Raw genomic sequence first — 17861 nt, forward strand, 5'->3', positions numbered from 1 at the left:
TTCCCTGTGAAGAACGGCGGAGCGGTGCGCTCCGCGGGTGGTATCGGGTGGGCTCCGCCGGGGTGGGCCCGGGCGGGGCGGGCGCGGCGGGGGTCAGGAGGTGGGGACGCGCCAGAGGGAGAGGCGGCGTTCGACGGTGACCAGGACCTGGTTGAAGGCCACGCCGATCGCGCTGATCGTGACGATGCCCGCGTACATCTGGGGGATCGCGAAGTTGAACTGCGAGGCGTTGATCAGGTAGCCCAGTCCCGCCTTGGCGCCGATCATCTCGGCCGCCACGAGGACGAGGATGGACACGGCTCCGGCGAGACGGATGCCGGTGAAGATCGCCGGGACCGAGGACGGCAGGATCACCTTCTGGAAGAGCCTCGGCGTGGACAGGTCCATGGAGCGGGCCAGCCGGACCAGGGTGGGATCGGCGTTGCCCACGGCGCTGATGGTGTTCAGCAGGATCGGCCAGACGCAGGCGTAGACGACGATCGAGACCTTCGAGGTCTCCCCGATGCCGAGCAGCAGGACGAAGACCGGCAGCAGGGCGAGCGCGGCCGTGTTGCGGAACAGCTCCAGCAGCGGGCCGAGGAACGCGGCGACGGGCCGGTACCAGCCGATGAGCAGGCCGAGCGGGACCGCCACGGCCACGGCGATCGCGAAGCCGCCGAAGGAGCGGGTCAGGCTGGCCCGGGCGTGCTCGCCGAGCTGGCCGTCGCCCAGCAGCTCCCACCAGGCCCGGGCCACCTCGCTGACCGGGGGCAGGAAGGTGGCGTCGACCAGGCCGAACCGGGGCGCGGCCTCCCAGACGGCCAGCAGCGCGAGCACGGCCGCCGACCGGAGCAAGGCGGCGCGCAGCCACCGGGCGATCGCCCTGGCCGGGCGGAGGGCGGGGGTCTTGGCGGGCGCCGGGGCGGGGGTCCGGTCTGCCGGGGCCGGCGCGGCGTCCTCGCGTACTGCCGGGGCGGGCGCGGCGGACTCGTCGGCCGGGGCGGGCGGCGCGTCCTCGTGTACCGCGGGGGCGGGCGGCTCGGCGGGGGCCGGGGTCACCAGGGTGAGGACGGGAGCCCGGCCCTCCGGGGCGGAGGTGGCGGCGGGCCGGTCCGCCGGGGCCGAGGCGGCGGACCGGTCCGCCGGGGTGGTCGGGGTCGGGGTGGTCGGGGTCGGGGTGTCGGTTCCGGTGGTCATACGGAGGCCTCTTCCTTCTCCAGTTGCTGGGCGCGGGCCACCTCGTCGTGGAGCAGGGTCCAGATCCGGTGGCGGTGGCGGGCGAACTCGGGGCTGGAGCGCAGGTCCTCCCCGGTGGCCCCGGCGTCCCGGTCGCCGAAGGAGACCGGGACGATCTCCTTGACCCGCCCCGGGCGGGAGGTGATCACGGCGACCCGCTGCCCGAGGTACACCGCCTCCTCGATGCCGTGCGTGATGAAGACGACCGTCTTGCCGGTGCGCTGCCAGATGCGGCGCAGCTCGTCCTGGAGGGACTCGCGGGTCTGCGCGTCGAGCGCGGCGAACGGCTCGTCCATCAGCAGCACGTCCGGGTCGTAGGCCAGCGAGCGGGCGATCGCGACCCGCTGGCGCATGCCGCCGGACAGTTCGTGCGGGTGCCGGTCCTCGAAGCCGGTGAGGCCGACCAGGTCCAGGAACTCCCTGGCCTTCGCCGCGCGTTGACGCCGGGGGACGCCGGTCGCCTCCAGGCCGAAGGCGACGTTGCCCAGTGCGGTGCGCCACGGCAGCAGGGCGTACTGCTGGAAGACGATGCCCCGGTCCAGGCCGGGGCCGGTGACCGGCCGGCCGTCGAGCAGGATCCGGCCCGAGGTCGGCTCGGTCAGGCCGCCGAGGAGGTCCAGGAGGGTGGACTTGCCGCAGCCGCTGGGGCCCACGACGACCACGAACTCGCCCGCCTCGATCGTCAGGTCGATGCCGTCGAGGGCGGTGAACTCCTCCTTGCGCTTCTTGTCCTTCGTCGGGAAGGTCTTGGTGACGGACTCGAACACGATCTTCGCCATGGTGGTCGTCAGCCCTTCCCGTAGCCGTTGAACTCGTTGGTGTAGAGGTCGGCGGCCTTCAGCTGCCCCTGCTTGATCTCGCCGCGCTCGCCGAGCCAGTCCAGCCAGAGCTGGAACTCCTTGTCGGAGATCCGGCCGCCCGTCTCGGCGACGCCGTAGGAGTGCCAGTACTGGAGGGTCGCGGTGTCCTCGTTGCGGCCGCGCTTCTTGACGATGTCCGTCATCCGGGCGACGACCTCCTCGCGCGGGGTGGTGCGCGACCACTCGATGGCCTTGGCGACGCCGGTCGCGAAGGCCCGTACGGTGTCCGGGTTCTCCTTGATGAAGCGCTCCGTCATCACGTACGTGCCGGCGCTGAACGGGCCGAGCAGTTCGACGTCGGTGAACAGGGGGCGCAGGCCACCGGCCGCGAGGGCCTTGTCGCGCAGGACGCCGGTGAGGACGCCGACCTCGATCTGCTTCTGGCGCAGCGACTGCTCGGTGTTGACGGGCGGGACGACCAGGGCCTCGACCTTGGCCGCGTCCGCCTTGGAGAGGCCGTTGCGGCTGAGGTAGACGTCCAGGAGGGCCTGGTAGTGGGCGCCCAGGGTGTTCATCCCGACCTTCTTGCCGATGAGGTCGCGGGCGGAGCGGATCGGGCTGTCCTCCAGGACGAAGTAGCCGCCGTAGGAGTGCTGGTCGGAGCCGTAGGACGAGACGACGGCCTTGATCGGGGCCTTGCCGGCGGCCAGTTTGATGACGGCGCCGTTGAAGGCGCTGCCGAAGTGGGTCTGGCCGGTGGCGGCGGTCTGGATGTCCTGCGGGCCGCTGATGGTGTTGCCCACCCATTCGAGGGTGACGTTCCCGAGGTGGCCGAGGTCGGCGGCGAGTTCGGGGAGGGTGACGGCCCCGACGTTGCCCTGGTACTTGAGGGCGGTGATCTGCTTGCCGGAGCTGCCGGAGGAGCCGTTGGTGGCGGTGGCCGTGCCGCAGCTCACCGCGGCCGCCGAGATGCCGAGCAGGGTGAGGAACTGGCGCCGGGAACGGGCGGGCGGGGTGAAGGCTGCGGGCATGACGGGTCCTTGTCGCTGTGTTCGGGTCGGGGGCGCGGGTCAGGGGGCGGCGGTGAGGGCGGTGCCGGCGGCGGCGGCCGCACGGACGGCGTCGGCGAACTCGTCGACGGCCTGGAAGAGGTCCAGCTCCGCGTCGGGACGCAGCCGGTCGGGACCGGAGCCGCGCTCGACGGAGGAGTCCAGGACGAACCGGCCGGCGGTGACGTGCCGGGCGCCGAGGGCGGCGAGGACCGGCCGCAGGGCGTAGTCGATGGTCAGGACGTGGGCGAGGCTGCCGCCGGTGGCGAGGGGGAGAACCGTTTTGCCGGCCAGGCCGTCCTGCGGGAGCAGGTCGAGGAAGGCCTTGAGGAGGCCCGTGTACGAGGCCTTGTAGACCGGGGTCGCGATGACCAGGCCGTCGGCTTCGGCGACGGCCTCCAGGGCGCGGCGGATCTCCGGCTCGCCCCGGCGGACGGACAGCAGATCGGCGGCGGGGAGGTCGCGTACGGCGAGGTGCGCGGTCTCGAAGCCGGAGTGGGAGAGCCGGCGCAGCACGTGCTCGGCGACGACGGCGGTGCGGGAGTGGGTGGAGGGGCTGCCGGTGAGGGCGAGCAGCTTGGGCACGGGGGCTCCTTGGGCGGCGGCGTACGGGGGTTGCGGGTCAGGTCAGGCGGTGGGGGTCGTGGCGGTTTCCGAGGTGGTGGAGGTGGTGGAGGCTCCGGAGGCGATGCCGAAGGCGGGGTCCGGGACGGTCTCCGGGCTGATCAGGCGGGACGGCGTGCCGTCGGGGCCGACCGGGACGTCGCCGTCGACGGTGACGCGGCGCAGGGTGCGCTCGTGGGCGTCGGAGTCGTCGACGCCGTAGTGCTGGGTGGCGCGGTTGTCCCAGATCGCGACGTCGCCGGCCTGCCACTGCCAGCGGACGGTGTTCTCGGGGCTCTCGATGTGGGCCTGGAAGAGGTCGAGGAGCGTGCGGGAGTCACGGCCGGTGAGGCCGTTGATCCGCTGGACGAAGTTGCCGAGGAGGAGGGTGCGCTCGCCCGTCTCGGGGTGGACGCGGACCACCGGGTGCTCGGTGAGGAACTTGGTGGAGGTGAACACCTCGCGGTACTGGGCGAGGGCCTCGGGAAGGGCGTCGGGCTTCAGGGCGGCGTAGTCGTACTCGTTGGAGTGGACGGCGCGCAGGCCGTCGGCGAGGGCGCGCAGCGGCTCGGGGAGGTGGGAGTAGGCGGTGGCGGTGTTCGCCCAGAGGGTGTTGCCGCCGTACGGGGGGATGGTGACCGCACGGAGGACGGAGAAGGCGGGGTAGGCGGGGACGAAGGTGACGTCGGTGTGCCACTGGTTGGCGCGGGCGCCGTGGTGGGAGTCGATGCCGAGGGCGTAACGGCCGTCGGCGGAGGGGACGGTGGGGTGCGCCACGGGGGCGCCGAGCAGCTGCGCGAAGGCCTCGTGGTCGGCCTCGTCGAGGTGCTGCTGGCCGCGGAAGAAGACGACCTTGTGGGCGAGGAGCGCGGCACGGACCTCGGCGACGGTTCCGGGGGCGAGGTCGCCGCCGAGGCGCACGCCGCCGATCTCGGCGCCGATGCGGCCGCCGATGCGGGTGACCGTGACGGTGGGGGTGGTGGTGTCGGTGGCGGTGATGGTCATGGGGACTCCTCAGTGAGGGCGGCGGGGTTTATTTCCGCTGCGGAAGGAATGTCGGTACGGGTGGTGGCCTGCGGGTGGCCTGCGGCGCTGCGGGGTGCGGGGAAAGGGGCCGGGCGCCCCCGCGCCAGACAGCCGGCCCGGTCCCCTGGCCGGAACCCCGCCGACCGACCCCGGTGCCCCCGGCCCCCTCAGCCCGGAGGCCCACGCGGTCCCGACCGCCCGAACCCGCCGTGTGGCGGCGCACAGGCACCGGGCCGGGGCCTGCGGGTCCCGGACCACCGAGGCATCGGCGGGGCGTTGCGCAGGCGTGGCTTCGGTGGTTCCGGTGTGGCGGTGACGGGGTCCCGTGAACCGGACCGTCGAGTTTCCGACGGCCTGTCTCCGCAGACCCGGACCCGGGGGGCCGGAACCACGGGCCGGACCCGCCGGGAAGCGGCAGACCGTCACGCGGGACGACGGCCCCGCAGGCGGCACGCTCGGCTCCGCGGGACGCGGGACCGGCGAGCACACCGGCGGGGACCCGGACCATGCGCCGGACCGCCGAGGATCAGCGGGCCGTCACCTGGGACGAGGGCTTGAACGGGCGGGTCCTGCGGGCCTGGCCGCCCGGGGCGTCTAGGGCCTGTCGTCAAACTCGCGTCGTCGCCGGAGCAGACGGGAGTTTGACGACAGGCCCTAGGGGCCCGGCGTGCGGGCTCCGGGAGGGCCGGGGCGCGGGGGCGTCAGGGTCGGCCGGGGGCCGGACAGCGGCCCGGACACTCGCCCGGCACGGTACAGAGGCCGGGGGTGCGGAGCCGCGGGGCGAGGTGGTCGTTCGCGGTCATGGCTCGGAGCCTGTCAGCGCCCCCGCCCCCGGTCAACCCCCGCCACGGGAAGCCCCGGAGCCCGCCCGAACACCCTGTGACCTGCACGTTCCCCACCCCATGGCGGCCGAAAACCGTGGCCGGATTTCACGGCCCCGCAACGCACCCGCCACGCACCGCCCACACGGACCACCCCGGTACGGGGCCGGGGGTCGGTGGACGGGGCGGCGGTCGGCCCGCGGCGGGGTCCGGCATGATCGGGGGATGGTGGTGAGGGCCGGGGACAGGCGGGGGGTTGCCAATGCGGCGACCGTGCTGCGGACGGTGCTGGAGTACGGGCCCGTGGCGCGCAGCGGGGTCTCCGAGTTGTGCGGGCTGAGTCCCGCCGCCGTATCGCGGCAGGCGACGGGGCTGCTGCGCGGCGGGCTGCTGCGGGAGCTGCCCGAGCCCGCCGGGCCGGACGCGCCCTCGGGCCGGCCCCGGATCCCGCTGGACCTGCACACGGGTGCCGTCGGAGGGCCGGTCGCGGCCGGGCTGCACATCGGGGTGCCCGCCTCCACCTTCGGCCTGGTCGACCTGCGCGGCCGGATCCTGGCCCGCCGGGCGTTCCCCCACCCCGATCCCGGGGATCCCGCGCTGCCGCGCCGGATCGCGGAGGAACTGGCCCGCTTCCTGCGGGAGTCCGGTACCGGCCGGCCGCTCCTCGGGGTGGGGGCGGCGCTCGGCGGCTGGGTCCGCCCCGACGGGGGGACCGTCGTACGGCACGCGGCGCTCGGGTGGCGGCACAGGCCGCTGGCCGCCGAGCTGTCCGGGGTGCTCGGCATGCCGGTGCAGGTGGACAACCACGCGCGGGCCGTCGCGGCGACGGAGGTCCTCTTCGGGCGTCCCGAGGCGCGCCGGAGCCTGGTGCACCTGTTCGTGGGGACGGTCGTCGACGCCGCGTTCGGGATCGAGGGGACGATCCACCACGGCCCGGGTTCCGCGGCCGGTGACGTGGCGCACCTGCCGGTGCCCGGTTCGCGCGCGGTCTGCGCGTGCGGCCGTACGGGCTGCCTCCAGGCGACCGCGTCCGACACCGCGCTCGGGGCGGAGGCCGTGCGGCGCGGGATCGTGCCCGATCCGTCCGTCGCGCTGGTGGTCGACGCGGCGGCGGCCGGGGACCCGCGCGCGGACCGGCTGCTGCGCGAGCGGGCCCGCGCCGTCGGGCGGGCCGCCGCGCTGCTGCTCGACGTGTTCAACCCGGCGGTCATGGTCGTCACGGAGCTGTCGAGCGTCCTGCACGAGGGCTATCTGGAGGAGATCCGCGCCGCCGCGACCTCCCAGTCGCACGTGTGCGCGGACCCCGGTCGGATCGTCGCACCGCACTCCGGTCCGGCGGTGCTCCCGGTGGCCGCGGCGACCGTTCTGCTGGGTCCGCTGTTCCGGGATCCTGCGGCCGTTCGGCTGGTCTGACCTGGGAGTGCGAGATCACATCCGGCGGTTATGGTCTCGATTGAGCGGCCCCCCTAGCATTCGAGCCATGACGGTCCTGCCTGACGACGGGCTCTCCCTGGCCGCCGAGTTTCCTGACGCGACACATGAGCAGTGGCAGCGCCTGGTTGAAGGCGTACTGCGCAAGTCGGGCAAGGAAGTATCCGGCGAGGCCGCGGAAGCGGCTCTGTCCACCACACTCGAGGACGGGCTCACCACCCGCCCGCTGTACACCGCGCCCGCCGACGGGGACGGCCCCGACACCGGCTTCCCCGGTTTCGCGCCGTTCGTGCGCGGCGGCACCCCCGAAGGCACCAGCGCCTCCGGCTGGGACGTGCGCCAGCGCCTCGCGGGCAGTGATCCGGTACGGGTGAACGAGGCGGCCCTCGCCGACCTGGAGAACGGCACCACCTCGCTGTGGCTGACCGTCGGCCGCGGCGGCCTGCCCGCCGGGGGCCTCGGCCGGGCCCTGGAGGGGGTCTACCTCGACCTCGCGCCGGTCGCGCTCGACGCCGGAGCCGAATACGCCGACGCCGCACGGGCCCTGCTGGACCTGTACGCGGAGCGCGGGGTGGCCCCGGAGGCCGCGCGCGCCTCGCTCGGCGCCGACCCGCTGGGCCATGAGGCCCGTACGGGTGAACGGCTCGACCTGGCCGGGGCCGCCGCCCTGGCCGCGGAGACGGCCGCCGCCTGGCCCGGCGTACGCGCGCTGACGGTCGACGCCCTGCCCTACCACGAGGCGGGCGGTTCGGCCGGGGAGGAGCTGGGGCTGTCCCTGGCCACCGGCGTCGCCTACCTGCGGGCGCTGACGGAGGCCGGGCTGAGCGCCGAAGCCGCCTTCGGGCAGCTGGAGTTCCGCTACGCCGCGACCGCCGACCAGTTCCTGACCATCGCCAAGCTGCGCGCCGCCCGCCGCCTGTGGGCCCGGGTCGCCGAGGTCTGCGGGGCCCCGCGGGCCGGCGCCCAGCGGCAGCACGCCGTGACCTCGCCGGTGATGATGACCCGCCGCGACCCGTGGGTGAACATGCTGCGCACGACGGTCGCCTGCATGGCGGCGGGCGTGGGCGGCGCGGACTCCGTCACGGTGCTCCCCTTCGACAGCGAGCTGGGCCTGCCCGACGCGTTCGCGCGCCGGATCGCCCGCAACACCTCCACCGTCCTGCTGGAGGAGTCGCACCTGGCCCGGGTCATCGACCCGGCCGGCGGCTCGTACTACGTGGAGCGGCTCACCGACGAACTGGCGCACGCCGCCTGGGAGTTCTTCCAGACCGTGGAGCGGGCGGGCGGCCAGACGGCCGCGCTGCGCTCCGGTCTGGTCGCCGACCGGCTCGCCGCCACCTGGGCCGTGCGCTCGAAGAAGCTGGCGACGCGCCGCGAACCGATCACCGGGGTCAGCGAGTTCCCGCTGCTGTCGGAGAAGCCCGTCGTGCGCGAACCGCTCCCCGCGGGAGCCACCGGGGGTCTGCCCCGGGTGCGGCGCGACGAGGCCTACGAGGTCCTGCGCGCCCGCAGCGACGCCCACCTGGCCGCCACCGGCGCCCGGCCGCGGATCTTCCTGGCCGCGCTGGGTCCGGCGGCCGCGCACACCGCGCGCGCCACCTTCGCCTCGAACCTGTTCCAGGCGGGCGGTGTGGAGCCGGTCCACGACCCGGTCTCCGTGGACCCGGCGACGGCCGCGGCCGCGTACGCCGCGAGCGGCGCGGACGGCATGGCGGTGCTGTGCTCCAGTGACGCCCTGTACGAGGAGCAGGCCGAGGCGGTGGCCGGCGCCCTGCGCGCGGCGGGCGCCACGACCGTGTTCCTCGCGGGCCGGCCCGGTACGTCGGCCGGCTCCGTGGACGAGTACGTCTTCGCCGGCTGCGACGCGGTCGCCGTGCTGTCCTCCGTACTCGACCGGATGGGAGTTGCGTGATGAGCATCCCCGATTTCTCCGAACTGGCCCTGGGCTCCCCCGCCTCCACCGGCGCCACCGAGGACCAGTGGCGCGCGGCGGTGAAGGAGTCCACCGGGACCGCCACCGGCGACCTGCTGTGGGAGACCCCCGAGGGCATCGGCGTGAAGCCGCTGTACACGGGGCGGGACCTGGAGGGCCTGGACTTCCTCCAGACCTACCCGGGCGTGGCCCCGTACCTGCGCGGCCCGTACCCGACGATGTACGTCAACCAGCCGTGGACGATCCGCCAGTACGCCGGCTTCTCCACGGCCGAGGAGTCCAACGCCTTCTACCGGCGCAACCTGGCCTCCGGGCAGAAGGGCCTGTCGATCGCCTTCGACCTGCCCACGCACCGCGGCTACGACAGCGACCACCCGCGCGTGACGGGTGACGTCGGCATGGCGGGCGTGGCGATCGACTCGATCTACGACATGCGGCAGCTGTTCGACGGGATCCCGCTGGACAAGATGACGGTGTCGATGACGATGAACGGCGCGGTGCTGCCGGTCCTCGCCCTCTACATCGTGGCGGCGGAGGAGCAGGGCGTCTCCCCCGACAAGCTCGCCGGGACCATCCAGAACGACATCCTCAAGGAGTTCATGGTCCGCAACACCTACATCTATCCGCCGAAGCCCTCGATGCGGATCATCTCGGACATCTTCGCCTTCACCTCGCAGAAGATGCCGCGGTACAACTCGATCTCCATCTCGGGCTACCACATCCAGGAGGCCGGGGCCACGGCCGACCTGGAGCTGGCGTACACCCTCGCCGACGGCGTGGAGTACCTGCGGGCGGGCCAGGCCGTCGGCCTGGACGTGGACGCGTTCGCCCCGCGCCTGTCGTTCTTCTGGGCCATCGGCATGAACTTCTTCATGGAGGTGGCGAAGCTCCGCGCGGCCCGCCTCCTGTGGGCCCGCCTGGTCAAGCAGTTCGACCCGAAGAACGCCAAGTCCCTGTCCCTGCGCACCCATTCGCAGACCTCGGGCTGGTCCCTCACCGCGCAGGACGTCTTCAACAACGTCACCCGCACCTGCATCGAGGCGATGGCGGCGACCCAGGGCCACACCCAGTCGCTGCACACCAACGCCCTCGACGAGGCGCTCGCCCTGCCGACGGACTTCTCGGCGCGCATCGCCCGCAACACGCAGCTGCTGCTCCAGCAGGAGTCGGGCACCTGCCGTTCGATCGACCCGTGGGGCGGCAGCGCGTACGTCGAGAAGCTGACGTACGACCTCGCCCGGCGTGCCTGGCAGCACATCGAGGAGGTCGAGGCGGCCGGTGGCATGGCCCAGGCCATCGACGCGGGCATCCCGAAGCTGCGCGTGGAGGAGGCGGCGGCCCGCACACAGGCCCGTATCGACTCGGGCCGGCAGCCGGTGATCGGCGTCAACAAGTACCGGGTGGCGACGGACGAGCAGATCGACGTCCTCAAGGTCGACAACTCCTCGGTGCGCACCCAGCAGATCGAGAAGCTGCGGCGGCTGCGCGAGGAGCGCGACGAGGCGCACACCCAGGACACCCTGCGGGCGCTGACGAACGCGGCCGGCAGCGGTGAGGGCAACCTCCTCGCGCTGGCGGTGGACGCGGCCCGGGCCAAGGCGACGGTCGGTGAGATCTCGGACGCACTGGAGAAGGTGTACGGGCGGCACGCGAGCCAGATCCGTACGATCTCGGGTGTGTACCGCACCGAAGCAGGCGAGTCCCCGTCCGTGGAGCGCACCCGTGCGCTCGTCGACCGGTTCGAGGAGGCGGAGGGACGCCGTCCGCGCATCCTGGTCGCCAAGATGGGCCAGGACGGGCACGACCGCGGCCAGAAGGTGATCGCGACGGCCTTCGCCGACCTGGGCTTCGACGTGGACGTCGGCCCGCTGTTCCAGACCCCGGCGGAGGTGGCCCGTCAGGCCGTCGAGGCGGACGTCCACGTGGTGGGCGTCTCGTCGCTGGCGGCCGGCCACCTGACCCTCGTCCCGGCGCTGCGGGAGCAGCTCGCGGAGGAGGGGCGCGAGGACATCATGATCGTGGTGGGCGGGGTGATCCCGCCGGCCGACGTGCCGACGCTGCTGGAGATGGGCGCGACGGCGGTGTTCCCGCCGGGCACGGTCATCCCGGACGCGGCCCACGACCTGGTGACGCGGCTCGCCGCGGACCTGGGCCACGAGCTGTAGGAGGCCGTCGGTGCCGAAGATCGACATCGAGGCCTACGCGAAGGGCGTGCTCGACGGGAAGCGCGCCTACATCGCGCGGGCCGTCACCCTCGTCGAGTCCACCCTGCCCGCCCACCGGGTGCTGGCGCAGCAGCTCCTGACGGAACTGCTGCCGTACGCGGGGAAGGCGCGCCGCATCGGGATCAGCGGGGTGCCGGGGGTGGGCAAGTCCACCTTCATCGACGCGTTCGGCACCCTGCTGACGGGGCTGGGCCACCGGGTGGCGGTCCTCGCCGTCGACCCGTCGTCGACCCGTACGGGCGGCTCCATCCTCGGCGACAAGACGCGGATGGAACGCCTCTCGGTCGACCCGGCCGCGTTCGTCCGCCCTTCCCCGTCCGCCGGGACCCTGGGCGGGGTCGCGAAGGCCACGCGCGAGTCGATGATCGTCATGGAGGCGGCCGGCTACGACGTGGTGCTCGTCGAGACGGTCGGCGTCGGCCAGTCGGAGACCACGGTCGCGGGCATGGTCGACTCCTTCCTGCTGCTGTCCCTGGCCCGTACGGGCGACCAGCTGCAGGGCATCAAGAAGGGCGTCCTGGAGCTGGCGGACGTCCTGGCGGTGAACAAGGCCGACGGCCCGCACGAACGCGACGCGAAGGCCGCCGCCCGTGAACTGTCGGGCGCGCTGCGGCTGATGCACCCCGCCGACGCGGCGTGGACCCCGCCGGTACTGACGTGCAGCGCACGGGAGTCGACGGGACTGGAGGAGGTCTGGAACCGGCTCGAACAGCACCGGCGGCTGCTGGAGGCGGGGGGCCGGCTGGCGGCGAAACGGGCCGAGCAGCAGGTGGAGTGGACCTGGTCGATGGTCCGCGACGCGCTGCTGGAACGGCTGCGGGCCGATCCCGCCGTGCGGGAGCTGGCGCCGCCGCTCGAGGCCGAGGTCCGGGCGGGCACCGTCACCGCCACGACGGCGGCCCACCGCATCCTGAACGCGTTCGGCCAACCCTGACGAACGCCGGCGCGCCCGAAGCCCCTGGGACTCCGCCCCGGACCCCGCGCCTCAAACGCCGGCGGGGCTGGATGTGGCCGACGTAGCCGTCCGCGTGCGGGCCCGCTCCCGGGGCCCGCTCCTCAAACGCCGGAGGGGCTGGTTTTTGGCCGGCGTCGCCGTTCGTGTGCGGGTCCGTTCCCGGGGGCCAGCCCCCGGACCCCCGCGCCTCAAACGCCGGCGAGGCTGGATGTGGCCGGCGTAGGCATTCGGATGCAGCTTCACTGCCAGGTCCGGGCCCAGGGCCAGGACAGGTGACCGAGTGGTGGCTGGGGTGCCCGGAGGGCACTCCCAGCCCCGCCGGCGCTTGAGGCGGGAACGGTGGAAGGGCGGGTAGGGGACACCGCCCCGCGCAGCGGCAACGGTCCGCAGACAGCAGACGGGCCCGGCCACCCGAACCGGCCCCGCCCCGCCCCGCCACCGACGGCCGGAGGCCGGCGCAGCGGCGCGAAGCCGGTAAGGCCGCTCGCGGCCGAGCCGTGCGAGCGGCGCGTCAAAAAGGGGTGCGGCGCGTTAGGAAATGCTGGTCAGGGCCGGGTTCTGGGAGGCCAAGGCGCGGTGGAGGATCGCGGTGCGGTCAGCCGGGTCGGTACCCGCGAGGAGCGCGGCGAGGACCGCGATGCGGGCCTGGCCCGCCCGCAGGGTGCCGGTCGGGACGGCTCCGGCGGCGACCAGGTCGACGGCCCCGCCGTGCGTGTAGATCTCGGTGACGGGCCCGGCCGCGACCCGGGTGGTCAGCGCGACGAGCACCCCGCGCGCGACGGCGGCGGCGACCGCGTCCACGATCTCGGGGGTGGCGTTGCCCGCGCCGGTGCCGACGAGGACGATGCCGCGGGCGCCCGCCTCGACGGCGGCGTTGAGCAGCAGCGGGTCGCCGTCGGCGTGGTGCATCACCATGTCGACGCGCGGCGGCAGTTCCGGCATCGCGGGCAGCGCGAGCGGGGCCGGACGCTGCGGCTCCCGCAGTACGGCGACCTTGCCGAAGCCGATCTTCCCGAGGGGTTCGGTCGAGGGGTCGGCGAAGGCGTCCAGGGCCACGGCCTGGGTCTTGACGGTGCCGCGGGCGGCGTGCACCCGGCCGGCGAAGGTGATCAGGACGCCCAGGCCGCGCGTGGTGGCGGCGGTGAGCAGGGCGTCGTAGAGGTTGCCGGGGCCGTCGCCGTCGGCGGAGCCCATGGGCAGCTGCGAGCCGGTGAAGACGACGCTGCGCGGGTCGTGGTGGTGGAGGTCGAGGAGGAAGGCCGACTCCTCCAGGGTGTCGGTGCCGTGGGTGACGACGATGCCGTCGACGCCGGGGTCGGCGAGGACCTCGTGGACGGTGCGCAGCAGGGTCAGCTGGTGGGCGGTGGTGAGCCGGGGGCTGTTGACCTTGAACAGGTCGACGACCTCGACGGTGACGCCTTCGGGCAGCGGCGCGGTGGCCATCACCTCGCGTCCGTCGGCCTCGGCGGCGAAGCCTGAGCCCATCCACCGGCTGGCTATCGTCCCGCCGGTGCTGATGACGACGATGCGTCCCATGGCCACCCTTCCCTCAACTCGTACAGATTTCCTATAGGTAGCAATGATAGTGAGATCTACGCGCAATGCGATTGCGTGTTTCGGCGGCCCTGCAACAAAGCAGGCCTGATAATTGCGCTATGGACGCCATCGACCGTGAAATCTTGCGCGAGCTCCAGCGCGACGGACGCCTCAGTAACCAGGAGCTCGCCCAGCGCGTGGGCCTCACCCCCTCCCCCTGCATGCGCCGGGTCCGGCAGCTGGAGCAGGACGGGGTGATCCAGGGCTATCGCGCGGTGATCGACCCCGAGGCGGTGGACCGCGGCTTCGAGGTGCTGGTGTCGGTCGAGGTCCGCCGGGACCGGGAGGCCGTCGAGGCCTTCGAGGCGGCGCTCCAGGACATCCCCGACGTCATAGAGGCCTACCGGCTCTTCGGCAGTCCCGGCTGCATGCTGCGGATCGCCGTCGCGGACCTGCGCGCGTACGAGCGGCTGTGGATCGAGAGGCTGACGGCGCTCTCCGGGATCACCGAGGTCAACTCCCAGATCATCATGAAGCGCATCAAGGAGCCGACGGGGCTGCCCGTCTGACGCCCCGACCTGCTGATATCACCGTGCCCGAGGAGCCGGATCCGCAGCGATAACCCGCCAATAAGGCCCCCGATTAGCTTCTGGAATCCAGAACGGATGCTCACACCAGAAGGGGGTGCCGCATGGACTTCAGGCTTCTCGGGCCGATCGAGGCCAAACGGGGAGGCGGCAGCACTATCCCGCTCTCCGGTTCCAAGGTCCATACGGTGCTCGCGGCGCTGCTGCTGTCCGAAGGACGCGTGGTCTCCGATGCCCGGCTCAGCGCACTCCTGTGGGGGTGGGACCCGCCGGCCACGGCGAGCGCGCAGATCTACACGTACATGTCACGGCTGCGCAAGCACCTGGGCTCGGAGGTGGAGATCGTCCGCCGTCAGCCCGGCTACGTACTGCGGGCGCCGGAGGCGTGGATCGACCTCACCGAGTTCGACCGGCTCGACCGGCAGGGCCGCGAGGCCCTCGCCGACCGGCGTTTCGAGGAGGCGGGCACGCTGCTGCGCGACGCGCTGGAGCTGTGGCGGGGCACCGCCCTCGCCAACGCGACCGAGCAGATGATCGAGGCGGAACTGCCCCGGCTGGAGGAGGCGCGGATGATCGCGCTGGAGAGCCGGATCGAGGCGGACCTCGCGGTCGGCCGGCACGAGCAGGTCACCGCCGAGCTGACCGGGCTGGTCGCCGAGCACCCCGTACGGGAGCGGCTGCGCGCCCAGCTGATGACGGCCCTGTACCGCTGCGGGCGGCAGGCCGACGCGCTGCACACCTACTACGAGGGACGCGCGGTCCTCGCCGACCAGCTCGGCGTGGATCCGGGCGAGGCGCTGGGCTCCACCTACCAGGCGGTGCTCGGCGGCGGACTCGGGCTCGGGCGCGGCCCGGCCTCCCGTGCCACCGCGGACGACGGCGCCGCGGCGCCCGCCGCCCCGGAGCCCGCTCCCGCGGCGGCGAAGGGCCCGCGGCCCGCGCCGGCCGCCCCCGTCGTCCGTACGGCTGCGGCCCCGGCCGCGGGGCGCGGCGTTCCGGCGATGCTGCCGGCCCCGTACGGGGAGTTCACCGGGCGCCGGGAGGAGCTGCGGGCGCTGCGCGAGCGGCTGACCCGCGAGGACGGCCGTCCGCGCCGCCTGCTGATCACCGGCATGGCCGGGGCGGGCAAGACGGCGCTGGCGGTGCGCGCGGCCCAGGACTGCGCCGCGCGCTTCCCCGACGGGCAGCTGTTCGTGGAGCTGTGCCACCCGGACGGCTCCGCGAAGGAGCCCGCCGAGGTGCTGGTCCGGCTGCTGCGCGCCCTCGGCGAGCCGCCCCCGGCCTCCGCCGCGGACGACCTGGAGGAGCTGGTCCGGCTGTACCGGACCCGGACCTCGGGTGCCCGGCTGCTGCTCGTGCTGGACGGGGCGGTGGGCGACCGCCAGGTGGCGCCGCTGCTGCCGGGCGGCCCGGAGTCCGCGGTGCTGATCACCAGTCAGGCCCGCCTCGCCCGGGTCGCCGGCGCCGACACCACCGCGCTGGCCCTGGTCGAGGACGAGGAGGCGCTGGAACTGCTGGCCTCGCTGGTGGGCCGTGCCCGCCTGGAGGCCGACCCGGACGCCGCCGACGACCTGGTGGCGTACTGCGCCGGGCTGCCGCTGGCCCTGCACATCACCGGGGCCCGGCTCGCGGCCCGCCCGCACTGGCCCGTGTCCCGGCTGGCGGCCCGGCTCGCCGACCCGGACGCCCGGCTGGGCGAGCTGGCGTACGGCGACGTGAGCGTGCGCGAGGCCCTGGTGCACTCCGTACGCCGGCTGGCCGGCCCGGAGCTGACGGCGCTGACCGGACTGGCCGACGGGGACGCGGAGCCGTTCTGCGCCCAGTACGCGGCGCTGGTGCTGGGCATCGCGGAGGAGGAGGCGGAGTCCTCGCTGGACGAGCTGGTGGACCACGCCCTGCTGGAGCTGTCCGGGCTGGACGCCCAGGGCAGGCCGCTGTACCGGTGGAACGACCTGGTACGGCTGCTGGCGGGCTCCCTGACGACCCGTGACGCCTTCCCCTCCGCGATGCGATGAGCCGCGCGGAGGGGCCGCGGGGCGGCTGTCACCAGGAGCTGTGCGAGCGCTGGTACACGGTGCCGGTGGGGCGCAGGGCGGGCTCGATGATCTCCCGCACGATCGTCCAGACGTCACCGACGACGCGCTCGCGCGGCGGACGCGGCGACTGGGACAGCGCGTCGGCGGCGATCGCCCAGGCCGTGGTGACCGCGGCCGTGGCCCGCACCTCGGCGGAGGGCTTCGCGGCCTTCGCCCGGGCCCGGCCGACGTCGATGCGGAAGGCCAGCTCCGCGGCCTGGCCGGCCTGGACCTCGCGGATGAGCCGGCTGACCGGGAGGGCGAAGACCGCGGGCGAGAGCGGGTGCGCGTAGACCTGGCGGACCCAGGTGGAGAACCGCAGCCGCTCCCGCTCCTCCCAGCCGCCGCGCGCCGCCGGGCCCGGGTCGTCCTGCTCCACGGCCTCGGCGATCGCCTCGAAGTACGCGGTCAGGTCCTCGGGTGTCAGGCCCAGCAGCTGCTCGGGCGAGTCGAAGGCGGGGGCGGCGGCCGGGGCTTCGGTGGTGGAGGCGGCCTGGAAGGCGTTCTCCGCGATCAGCTGTTCCACGGGGAAGAAGGACTCGATGGTCATGGCTTGGGGCCTTTCTCTCGATCGGTGCTGAAACGGGTGGGCGGGAACGGAAGAGAACGAGAACGAGGACAACGGGAACGAGAGCGGGGGCGGGGGCGGGAACGTGGGCGGATCAGTGGTCGGTGTGCCGGTGCACGGGGCCGTGCGCGGCGGGTCCCGCCGGGCGGGCCAGGGCCACCGCGACGTCCGGGAGGAGCTCGAGGTCCTCGACGGTCCAGGCACTGGTGCGGCCGCGGTGGGTGTGGGTGACCCGGACCGGGCCGCTGCGGGCCGGATGGGTCTCCAGCCGGCCCAGCTCGACGCCGGACAGACCGAGGCCGGTGGCTTTGACCACGGCTTCCTTCCTGGTCCAGATGCGGTGGAAGGCCTCGTCCCGCTCCGGCCCGGGTGCCAGCTCCCCCAGGTAGCGCTGCTCGGCGGCGGTGAGGTCCGCATCGGTGGTGGCGCTGCCCCGCACCGGGCGCAGGGACTCGGCGTCCACCCCGATCGCGGATCCCGCGCCGACGGCGAAGATCCCGCAGCCCGCGGTACGGCTCATGCTGAGCGCCACCCGCAGGGAGGGGACGACGAGTTTGGGCGGGCCGTGGCTGCCGTCTCCGCAGCCGGGACAGTTGCGCCGGCCCAGGGCGATCTCCCGGGGTTCGATTCCGAACAGCCCGGCGAGGGCCCGGCGGGCCGCGGCGCGGGAGCGGACGAAGGCGGCGGCATCCCGTTCGGCCGGCAGTGACAGCGCCCGCCGGAACTCCTCGGTGTCGAGGAGCGGCAGGTCGGCCGGATCGGTGTGTTCCGGTGTGCGCCACCACCAGACGTGGGCCTCTCCCCGGGCGCCGAGGGCGTCGGCGACGGCCATCGCCGTGCCGTGGGTGGGGCCTTCTCCGTGTAATGCCATGAAGTCCTCCCTTCTTCTCCCCCGTCGGATGGTGCGGGACATGCGGTGACCCACCGGAATTCGCGAAGATTTTCTCTGCGAAAGTGTGGACAAAGCCGCCCCATCACCATGAGGCGGGGGACTATCTCCCGCCTATACCTATGTCCGCGCTCGACCGGAACGCATT

General features: G+C 73.8%; 14 protein-coding genes. 6 read left to right on the top strand and 8 right to left on the bottom strand.

Annotated elements, in window-relative coordinates; all coding sequences use genetic code 11:
* Positions 1-93: 93 nt before the first annotated feature.
* The 5 genes from OOK31_RS07890 to OOK31_RS07910 are packed head-to-tail and all read right to left on the bottom strand — an operon-like array spanning position 94 to position 4672.
* The gene (locus tag OOK31_RS07890) at positions 94-1176 is read right to left on the bottom strand and encodes an ABC transporter permease subunit (RefSeq protein ID WP_323188188.1); all 1083 of its coding nucleotides are present in this window, start codon (positions 1174-1176) and stop codon (positions 94-96) included.
* Positions 1173-1994, bottom strand: coding sequence for an ABC transporter ATP-binding protein (locus OOK31_RS07895; RefSeq protein WP_267011612.1), 822 nt, complete (start codon positions 1992-1994; stop codon positions 1173-1175). The genes OOK31_RS07890 and OOK31_RS07895 overlap by 4 nt, the downstream gene beginning before the upstream one ends.
* A gap of 8 nt (positions 1995-2002) precedes the next feature.
* Complete coding sequence (locus OOK31_RS07900; protein WP_267011613.1) at positions 2003-3046, bottom strand: ABC transporter substrate-binding protein; 1044 nt, start codon at positions 3044-3046, stop codon at positions 2003-2005.
* A 39-nt stretch (positions 3047-3085) separates the two neighbouring features.
* Complete coding sequence (gene ssuE, locus OOK31_RS07905) at positions 3086-3649, bottom strand: NADPH-dependent FMN reductase (RefSeq protein WP_267011614.1); 564 nt, start codon at positions 3647-3649, stop codon at positions 3086-3088.
* Positions 3650-3691: 42 nt separating this feature from the next.
* Positions 3692-4672: a TauD/TfdA family dioxygenase gene (locus OOK31_RS07910; protein WP_267011615.1), complete on the bottom strand. Its 981-nt coding sequence runs from the start codon at positions 4670-4672 to the stop codon at positions 3692-3694.
* A 1067-nt stretch (positions 4673-5739) separates the two neighbouring features.
* Between OOK31_RS07910 and OOK31_RS07915 the strand changes: the two genes are divergently transcribed.
* From OOK31_RS07915 to meaB, 4 genes are all read left to right on the top strand, one after another.
* Positions 5740-6927 (top strand): ROK family protein, encoded by a 1188-nt coding sequence (locus tag OOK31_RS07915; RefSeq protein WP_267011616.1) that lies wholly within the window; start codon positions 5740-5742, stop codon positions 6925-6927.
* Between the two features lie 67 nt (positions 6928-6994).
* Entirely contained in the window at positions 6995-8857 is a 1863-nt protein-coding gene (locus OOK31_RS07920; protein WP_267011617.1) for a methylmalonyl-CoA mutase family protein, read from the top strand.
* Positions 8857-11043 carry a methylmalonyl-CoA mutase gene (scpA, locus tag OOK31_RS07925; RefSeq protein ID WP_267011618.1) on the top strand — a complete coding sequence of 729 codons (2187 nt, stop codon included), beginning with the start codon at positions 8857-8859 and terminating at the stop codon, positions 11041-11043. The genes OOK31_RS07920 and scpA overlap by 1 nt, the downstream gene beginning before the upstream one ends.
* 10 nt (positions 11044-11053) lie before the next feature.
* Positions 11054-12037, top strand: coding sequence for a methylmalonyl Co-A mutase-associated GTPase MeaB (meaB, locus tag OOK31_RS07930; RefSeq protein WP_267011619.1), 984 nt, complete (start codon positions 11054-11056; stop codon positions 12035-12037).
* Positions 12038-12589: 552 nt separating this feature from the next.
* On the opposite strand, the gene OOK31_RS07935 is transcribed toward meaB, so the two are convergent.
* Complete coding sequence (locus OOK31_RS07935; RefSeq protein WP_267011620.1) at positions 12590-13594, bottom strand: asparaginase; 1005 nt, start codon at positions 13592-13594, stop codon at positions 12590-12592.
* A 119-nt stretch (positions 13595-13713) separates the two neighbouring features.
* Here OOK31_RS07935 and OOK31_RS07940 point away from each other — a divergent pair, with 119 nt between their 5' ends.
* Both OOK31_RS07940 and OOK31_RS07945 read left to right on the top strand, forming a co-directional pair.
* Entirely contained in the window at positions 13714-14163 is a 450-nt protein-coding gene (locus OOK31_RS07940; protein WP_267011621.1) for an Lrp/AsnC family transcriptional regulator, read from the top strand.
* 122 nt (positions 14164-14285) lie between these two features.
* Positions 14286-16196, top strand: coding sequence for an AfsR/SARP family transcriptional regulator (locus tag OOK31_RS07945; protein ID WP_267011622.1), 1911 nt, complete (start codon positions 14286-14288; stop codon positions 16194-16196).
* Positions 16197-16224: 28 nt separating this feature from the next.
* Here OOK31_RS07945 and OOK31_RS07950 read toward each other — a convergent pair whose 3' ends face one another.
* Both OOK31_RS07950 and OOK31_RS07955 read right to left on the bottom strand, forming a co-directional pair.
* Positions 16225-16806, bottom strand: a complete 582-nt coding sequence (locus OOK31_RS07950; protein ID WP_267011623.1) for a hypothetical protein — start codon at positions 16804-16806, stop codon at positions 16225-16227.
* Between the two features lie 112 nt (positions 16807-16918).
* Positions 16919-17695 carry a 4'-phosphopantetheinyl transferase superfamily protein gene (locus OOK31_RS07955; RefSeq protein WP_267011624.1) on the bottom strand — a complete coding sequence of 259 codons (777 nt, stop codon included), beginning with the start codon at positions 17693-17695 and terminating at the stop codon, positions 16919-16921.
* Positions 17696-17861: the final 166 nt, after the last annotated feature.

This window comes from Streptomyces sp. NBC_00249 (assembly GCF_026342355.1).
In the GTDB taxonomy this organism is placed as follows: domain Bacteria; phylum Actinomycetota; class Actinomycetes; order Streptomycetales; family Streptomycetaceae; genus Streptomyces.

Coding starts and splice junctions, on each gene's coding strand:
- OOK31_RS07890 (WP_323188188.1), bottom strand. CDS start 1,176: ATGACCACCGGAACCGACACCCCGACCCCGACCACCCCGACCCCGACC.
- OOK31_RS07895 (WP_267011612.1), bottom strand. CDS start 1,994: ATGGCGAAGATCGTGTTCGAGTCCGTCACCAAGACCTTCCCGACGAAG.
- OOK31_RS07900 (WP_267011613.1), bottom strand. CDS start 3,046: ATGCCCGCAGCCTTCACCCCGCCCGCCCGTTCCCGGCGCCAGTTCCTC.
- OOK31_RS07910 (WP_267011615.1), bottom strand. CDS start 4,672: ATGACCATCACCGCCACCGACACCACCACCCCCACCGTCACGGTCACC.
- OOK31_RS07915 (WP_267011616.1), top strand. CDS start 5,740: ATGGTGGTGAGGGCCGGGGACAGGCGGGGGGTTGCCAATGCGGCGACC.
- OOK31_RS07920 (WP_267011617.1), top strand. CDS start 6,995: ATGACGGTCCTGCCTGACGACGGGCTCTCCCTGGCCGCCGAGTTTCCT.
- scpA (WP_267011618.1), top strand. CDS start 8,857: ATGAGCATCCCCGATTTCTCCGAACTGGCCCTGGGCTCCCCCGCCTCC.
- OOK31_RS07935 (WP_267011620.1), bottom strand. CDS start 13,594: ATGGGACGCATCGTCGTCATCAGCACCGGCGGGACGATAGCCAGCCGG.
- OOK31_RS07940 (WP_267011621.1), top strand. CDS start 13,714: ATGGACGCCATCGACCGTGAAATCTTGCGCGAGCTCCAGCGCGACGGA.
- OOK31_RS07945 (WP_267011622.1), top strand. CDS start 14,286: ATGGACTTCAGGCTTCTCGGGCCGATCGAGGCCAAACGGGGAGGCGGC.
- OOK31_RS07950 (WP_267011623.1), bottom strand. CDS start 16,806: ATGACCATCGAGTCCTTCTTCCCCGTGGAACAGCTGATCGCGGAGAAC.
- OOK31_RS07955 (WP_267011624.1), bottom strand. CDS start 17,695: ATGGCATTACACGGAGAAGGCCCCACCCACGGCACGGCGATGGCCGTC.